The following is a 7,157-nucleotide window of genomic DNA, read 5'->3' as shown; positions in this document are numbered from 1 at the left end:
ATTAATTGGTTCGAAAGAGCGAATTAATACCAAATTTGCTTGGTGACAATAGCGTTTTGGACCCACCTGATCCCATGCCGAACTCAGTAGTGAAACGAAACAGCGCCGATGATAGTGTAGCATTTGTTATGTGAAAGTAGGTCATCGCCAGGCTCCAAATAAAGAAAGCCCGACTCATAGAGTCGGGCTTTTTTACGTCTGCAGGATATTGAAACAGCGAGCAAGGTGCAAGGTGGCGAGTGTCGCTCGGGCGCTCATCTGAAAGCAACACACCCCCATATATCGGTTGTCGCGATAAATCACGAGCTACATCGTACTGAGTTAATACCAATCTGCATAAAGATTAAGTCAATTTTATCCAATCTCTCATTTTTAACCGTACCAGGAACTGAGATGGATCCATTCCACGCTTGCGATACCTGTTCGACTATTTCTTCATAACCACTAAATACACGATTTGATAGACAGTGTTGCCGTAGCCAACTCCATACTTGCTCCATTGGGTTTAATTCTGGGGAGTAAGGTGGAAGCTTTATCAACGTTATATTATTAAATGGTTGTACAGTATAAATAAATAGTATGTCAACCAGCACCATCAACGATCACAACTACTGACGTCCCGGCTCTGTGGCTTTTGATATTAATTCCATTTATTGATACTGCCGCGTGCTGTATTTAGCCGCTTAGCAATATTCGTTCTGTCTTCGCCCTCAAAGAATAATGAAACAGCAAGCAAGCGTATACGCTGGCATTACATTTATGTCACCACAAAGGAATGCTATTAATACGTTAAGATTATTATTTGTAAATTGCTGATTTTTTGCTTATTTAAATTTGACTTTTACTTGTATTTTGTGTTATTTTTCAGGATCTTATTTTGGGTTTATAATGGCTCTATCAGTGGTTAATAAGGAAAAATAAGTAATCATTTAAGTTATATACCATATCAAATTAATCAAGAAAGGAGGTGCTAACTAAAAATACCTCTAAGTTATCCAATCGTAATGTATCATTTCAATAGCCCACAAGCACAACTCTACTTCAAACAAAAATAAACAATACACGTCAAGGTAACCTTAATGTGGGTTCAGTTGTGCCTTTAAATAAGGAAAAATAATGGAAGAAAAGAATAATAAAAGTAATTATAAAGACTGTGTTTTCGTCACAATTAATACCTATAAGGAAAAACCAGAAGTAAAACAAGAAAGTTCTGATTCAAGTGGTTTTCTTGGTGGATATGAGGTTTTTTGTTCATTGTATTTGAACACATATTTGACTACATATTGGAATTAACATTCAATTGGGTTGGTTTTACTATCTTCCCTCATATAGTGAATTTCTTGATAATTAATATTCCTTTAGAGTATTTAGCAATTCTCCACAATCTGATTGTTTAATATGAAATGTTGGCACTTGTTAATAAAAAGTATCTAATTTTTATTGTAAAAATAATGTTACAAATTAGATGATAGAAAGCCCTCGCAGTTAAGAGGGCTATTTCTTTCTAACCTAGCTTGAGTCTTTTTACCAAATCATCTCTACAAATTCAGGATGATCGACAAATGGATTGCGATTACCTTGATGCTCAAATGCGGCTTGGTTTCTATCTAGTTCAAGTTGACTGACAGGATCACTATTATGCCAATTAACCAACATAGTTACCGCCCAGTTTTCAAACACTTGGTTTGATGTGCCATTAAGTACTGCGTTGCTGTAAGTGGTGTTATTTTGCCAACTACCAATAACGTTCTCATAACGTGTTGCCATATAAAAGTAGGCGCGAGCAAAGTCACCTTTAAATTCATCAATTGGCTCAAATACAGTGCCTGAATAATTTAATGAACTTGAAGCGGTGCCAAGTTTGCTGCCATTGCTTGAGGTATATGTTGCGCTGCCTACATCACCAAATGGAAAGTTACTGCGTTTTGAATTAACGTAACCATCGGTTGCAAAAATATGATGTACATCCGAGTTCATAGGTTCAATTTTACCGCCAAACCAGCTCTTAGGAAAAGAGTGCTCTCGATTGTAGCAATCGCCTTCACTGCGATAAGTTCCGCATTGATTAGTCACTGCTACATAATTAAAGCTATCTTGCCCGGCTGGTTTTTCTGAATAGCGATCGAGAATTGAGTTGTCATTTTCAAAATACTTATCACGAGATGCGCTATCGTAAAAACTCCAAATGGCAGAATAACCCTGTGAGTTATGACCTTTAATAATATTATAAAGCTCAGTTTTTAAAGCGTAGCCTGTAAGTCCCTGTGTAGTTACATAATAGCCTGTAGGGTCAACGGGTGGGGTAACAGGATCGGTATTGCCTAATGTGAAAGGTGTAGCTTGTGAGTGCTCAAAGCTAGCGCCGTTGGCAATGGCTGTTTGTCCTTGGTTTAATGTATAGCTGCCATTGCCAAATGAGCAGCAGATACCATCACCATAGCTGTCAAAAATACTAAAGGTGTAATCACCATCAATAAGGCAGGCTTGTTCGTTATAAGTTGTGTTGCCGGTATAACTGCTACCCGATGCAACCGTAATATTTTGGTGATTGGTAATTTTCCAGCTGGTTTCTTCGCCATAGTTATCGGTTGTGAGTATTAAATCTACAGTGTTATCAGCACAGCCTGACGGTGGGGGTGTAACCGTTGCGGTTGGTGTGAAGCTATCTACATACACAGTCTCATTGCCATCAAAGCCATTTACATCGTAAAAACGCAGTCCAACAGAAATAGTGGTGTTGCTCGAAGCGGTGTATTGATAACTTATTTCTTGCCATTGGTTTAATAGTGCCGGATTTGAATAGCCTTGATAACCGTTGGCGAATAGGCGCGCTTTAACACCTCCTTCAGTATGGTAAACCCACGTTGAGAATAAATAACTTTGTCCCGCTTCTACGTAAACTTGCTGTAATAGATCAGTGCTACTTTGGCTGGCGGTTGTGACGACTACTTTAGCAGCTAATACTCCCGAATTAACTACTGAGCTATTCGCTGAAAGAGCAATGCCAGAATCAATTGTACTCCAACCTTCTGGTGCACCGTTTACCCAATTTTCAAAGCCACCATTAGTAATGGTGGCTGCGCTTGATAGTGAAGTACACAATAGTGTACTGGCTAGTATGTGCTTTTTATATGTCCCGTGTGACATGGTGTTTCCTTTTATTTTATTTTTATGTTCTATAACTGAACCAGAATAATATACCTTACAACTTCCATGTTGCATAATTGTTAATGTTAAGCTGTTTGCAAATATAAGTGATTTAATTATGAACTATTTTTGTTACCGCTTTATTTACTATTTATAAGTAAAAGCTTAAATTGCTCAAATTTTAGCTTTTAATCTGTTTTTGAAGGTATTTATATAAGTTCATAACTAAATGGAATAACAAAGCAGATTCTATTCTTTTTTTATTCGCCCATACCCCGTTATTCTTCACACTCAAAGAATCCTCTAAGGCTAGATTGTAGCCATAGAGTTGAGGCAAATTTTAGGCAAAGTGATTAACTTAAATAGTGTCATTTCGCAGATAACTTTCAGGGTTACGGGGAATCAATTCATGTTGTTAGGTCAACTTAATGCGCTAGCAAGTCCGCTATCGCAAGAGCAAGTACAAAAGCTGCAAGGTTTAGTGGCTGAGCTTAATCCAATTCAGCAAGCTTGGGTAAGTGGTTACCTTGCTGCGAATGCCAATACGGCCAACTTAGGTGGTGTTGTAGGTGCTGCGCCAAGTGCAGGTGAGGCGGCAGCGTTGACCATTTTATATGGCTCGCAAACTGGTAACTCAAAAGGCGTTGCAACTAAGCTCAAAGAACAGGCTGAATCACGTGGTTTAGCCGTGAAACTAGTAAGCATGTCTGATTACAAACCAACAGCCCTGAAAAAAGAAAAATTCCTTACGGTCGTGGTTTCAACTTACGGTGAAGGTGAGCCGCCAGAAGATGCGGAAACATTGCATGAATTTTTAGCAACCAAAAAAGCACCTAAGCTTGATGGTGTTAAAATAGCGGTTATTGGTTTAGGCGATTCAAGCTATGAGTTCTTCTGCCAAACGGCAAAAGATTTTGAAGAGCGTTTAAATAAATTAGGTGCAGAGACTATTTATCAGCGCGCTGATTTAGATGTTGATTATGATGATGAAGCGGCAACGTGGATCACGGGTGCACTTGATGCGTTTGAACCTGATTTAAAAGCACAGCAAGGTGCAACTGGTGGGCAAGTGGTTTCATTTGGTGCACCAGCAATTGCTGCCAGCCAATATACCAAGCAAAACCCATTTGCGGCAGAGCTGAGCTTAGTACAAAAGATTACTGGCCGTGATTCAACCAAAGATGTTCGTCACGTTGAAATTTCATTAGAAGGCTCAGATATTACCTATACGCCGGGTGACTCACTAGGTGTTTACTTCCTAAATGATGAAGCATTAGTTGATGAAGTGCTGACACTGACTCAAATTGATGGCGCAACGAGCGTAAAGTTAGGTGATGTTGAATTAAGTGTTCGTGATGCATTAATCGAGAAACTTGAGCTCACTCAGTCATACCCTGGCTTTGTTGAAAAATACGCAATCGCGACAGGTACGCCTGAGTTATTAAAGCTAGTTGAAGATAAAGCGGCAATGCGTGAATACATTGAACCTCGTCAAATCTTCGACGTGATCCGTCAAAATCCAGCTGTGCTTGAAGCGCAAACATTAGTTGATTGCCTGCGTAAGTTACAAGCGCGTTTGTATTCAATTGCATCAAGCCAAGCTGAAGTAGAAGACGAAGTGCACTTAACGATTGGCCTTGTTGAATTTGATGCATTTGGTAGCGAGCATTTAGGTGGTTGTTCTGGTTATTTAGCACGTCGTGCTGAAGAAGGCTGTAAAGTTAAAGTATTCAGCGAGCATAATGATAACTTCCGTTTACCAGCGAATGATGAAACACCGGTGATCATGGTAGGCCCAGGTACCGGTATTGCGCCATTTCGTGCATTTTTACAAGAGCGTGATGCCCGTGAAGCATCAGGTAAAAACTGGTTATTCTTTGGTAACCCACACTTTACGCAAGATTTCTTATACCAAGTAGAAATTCAAGGTTACTTAAAATCTGGTCTATTAAGCCAAGTTGATGTGGCGTTTAGCCGCGACCAAGCTGAGAAAGTCTATGTACAAGATAAGTTACGTAGTAACAGCAAAGCCGTATTTGAATGGCTAGAAGCCGGCGCGCACTTTTATATCTGTGGTGATGCAAACCGCATGGCGAAAGATGTTCATCAAGCCTTAGTTGATATCATCAAAGAAAATAGTGGCAAAAACGATGAAGACGCTGAACAGTATTTAAAAGATTTACGTAGCGCCAACCGCTATCAGAAAGACGTTTATTAAAGTTAAACGTTGCTTACTTTGTTAAAAGTTAACAGCCGTCACTGTAACTAATTTAGGATTTACCATGAGCGAACAAGATAAAAACGTAAAGCTTTCTGATAACGAGCGTTTGAAAAGAGAAAGTAACTTTTTACGCGGCACGATTGAGCAAGATTTACAAAATGAGATCACCGGTGGCTTTACTGCTGATAACTTTCAGTTAATCCGATTCCACGGTATGTATCAACAAGACGACCGTGATATTCGTGGTGAGCGCGCCAAGCAAAAGCTTGAGCCACTTCATAACGTAATGCTACGAGCACGTATGCCGGGCGGTATTATTCAGCCAGCACAATGGCTAGCGATTGATAAATTTGCCGATGACAAAACCAGCTACGGCAGTATTCGTTTAACGACCCGTCAAACATTCCAGTTTCACGGTGTATTAAAGCCAAATATTAAAGGCATGCACCAAATGCTTGATAGCGTGGGCATTGACTCAATCGCTACAGCTGGGGACGTTAACCGTAATGTACTGTGTACAACTAATCCAGTTGAGTCTGAGCTTCATCAAGAGGCGTACGATTGGGCTGCGAAAATTTCTGAACATTTATTACCAAAAACTAAAGCCTATGCTGAAATTTGGTTAAATGGCGAAAAAGCACAGACCACAGAAGAGCCAATTTTGGGGTCTAATTATTTACCACGTAAGTTTAAAACTACGGTAACCATTCCGCCAAATAACGAAGTGGATGTGCATGCGAATGACTTAAACTTTGTAGCAATTGCTGATAACGGCAAGCTAGTTGGTTTTAACGTTTTAGTGGGCGGTGGCCTTGCTATGACTCATGGCGATACTGCAACGTACCCACGCAAAGCCGATGACTTTGGCTTTATCGCGTTAGAAGATACGCTAAAAATTGCTGAGCATGTGGTATCTGTTCAGCGTGATTGGGGTAACCGCTCAAACCGTAAAAATGCAAAAACTAAATACACGCTAGACCGTGTAGGGTCTGATGTATTTAAGGCCGAAGTTGAAGCGCGTTCAGGTGTTAAATTTGCACCGAGTCGCCCGTTTGAGTTTACTCATCGAGGGGATCGCATTGGTTGGGTTGAAGGTATTGATGGTAAGCATCACTTAACATTATTTATTCAAAGTGGTCGTATTTTAGATTACCCAGGTAAACCACTTAAAACAGGTTGTCGTAAAATTGCAGAAGTTCACCAAGGTGATATGCGTATGACGGCAAATCAAAATTTGATCATTGCCGGTGTGCCAGCAGATCAAAAAGCAGTGATTGAAGAAATTGCCCGTAACCATGGTTTGATTGACGACAAAGATTCAGAGCAGCGTAAAAATTCAATGGCATGCGTGGCACTGCCAACATGCCCATTAGCGATGGCAGAAGCTGAACGTTACTTACCAAGTTTAATTGAAAAAACCGAAGCGTTACTTGCTAAGCATGGTATTCCTGATGACAGCATCATTATGCGTGTTGTTGGTTGCCCAAATGGCTGTGGCCGCGCAATGCTTGCAGAAGCAGGTTTAGTTGGTAAAGGCCCAGGTAAATACAATGTGTACTTAGGTGGTAACCTTGAAGGCACACGTATTCCTAAGTTGTATTTAGAAAATGTCGGTGAAGATGTATATCTAGAAGCCTTTGATAAATTAATAGGTCAATGGGCGAGTGAACGTAATGACGGCGAATGTTTTGGTGATTTTGTGATCCGCAAAGGCATAGTCGCTGAAGTTAAAGTCTCAGTCACCGACTTTTACGCATAATTTAAAGCCGATGCAACACATCGGCTAAGG

Annotated in this window: 4 protein-coding genes, 1 rRNA gene and 1 pseudogene; 4 read left to right on the top strand and 2 right to left on the bottom strand. The window is 40.2% G+C overall.

Features of this window, described 5'->3' with window-relative positions; translation table 11 throughout:
* The first annotated feature begins 38 nt into the window (after positions 1–38).
* Positions 39–153 (top strand): 5S ribosomal RNA (gene rrf, locus ADS77_RS03230).
* A 146-nt stretch (positions 154–299) separates the two neighbouring features.
* Here the strand turns inward: rrf and ADS77_RS22945 are convergent.
* A pseudogene (locus ADS77_RS22945) lies at positions 300–554 on the bottom strand (transposase); the annotation flags it as partial.
* A 562-nt stretch (positions 555–1,116) separates the two neighbouring features.
* Here ADS77_RS22945 and ADS77_RS22320 point away from each other — a divergent pair.
* A complete protein-coding gene (locus ADS77_RS22320) occupies positions 1,117–1,293 on the top strand; it encodes a hypothetical protein (RefSeq protein WP_161803869.1) in 177 nt (58 codons plus the stop codon).
* Between the two features lie 231 nt (positions 1,294–1,524).
* Here the strand turns inward: ADS77_RS22320 and ADS77_RS03220 are convergent, their stop codons facing one another.
* Positions 1,525–3,147 carry an endonuclease gene (locus ADS77_RS03220; RefSeq protein WP_054452923.1) on the bottom strand — a complete coding sequence of 541 codons (1,623 nt, stop codon included), beginning with the start codon at positions 3,145–3,147 and terminating at the stop codon, positions 1,525–1,527.
* 409 nt (positions 3,148–3,556) lie between these two features.
* On the opposite strand from ADS77_RS03220, the gene ADS77_RS03215 reads away from it, so the two are divergent.
* Both ADS77_RS03215 and cysI read left to right on the top strand, forming a co-directional pair.
* Positions 3,557–5,365: an assimilatory sulfite reductase (NADPH) flavoprotein subunit gene (locus ADS77_RS03215; protein ID WP_054206909.1), complete on the top strand. Its 1,809-nt coding sequence runs from the start codon at positions 3,557–3,559 to the stop codon at positions 5,363–5,365.
* A gap of 64 nt (positions 5,366–5,429) precedes the next feature.
* On the top strand, positions 5,430–7,127 hold the full coding sequence (cysI, locus tag ADS77_RS03210) for an assimilatory sulfite reductase (NADPH) hemoprotein subunit (protein ID WP_054206908.1): 1,698 nt from the start codon (positions 5,430–5,432) through the stop codon (positions 7,125–7,127).
* The last annotated feature ends 30 nt before the right edge of the window (positions 7,128–7,157 follow it).

This window comes from Pseudoalteromonas porphyrae, assembly GCF_001298125.1.
Taxonomy (GTDB): Bacteria; Pseudomonadota; Gammaproteobacteria; order Enterobacterales; family Alteromonadaceae; genus Pseudoalteromonas; species Pseudoalteromonas neustonica.
Note: the sequence above shows the minus strand (reverse complement) of the source record. Positions and strands in the feature narration are given on the sequence as shown.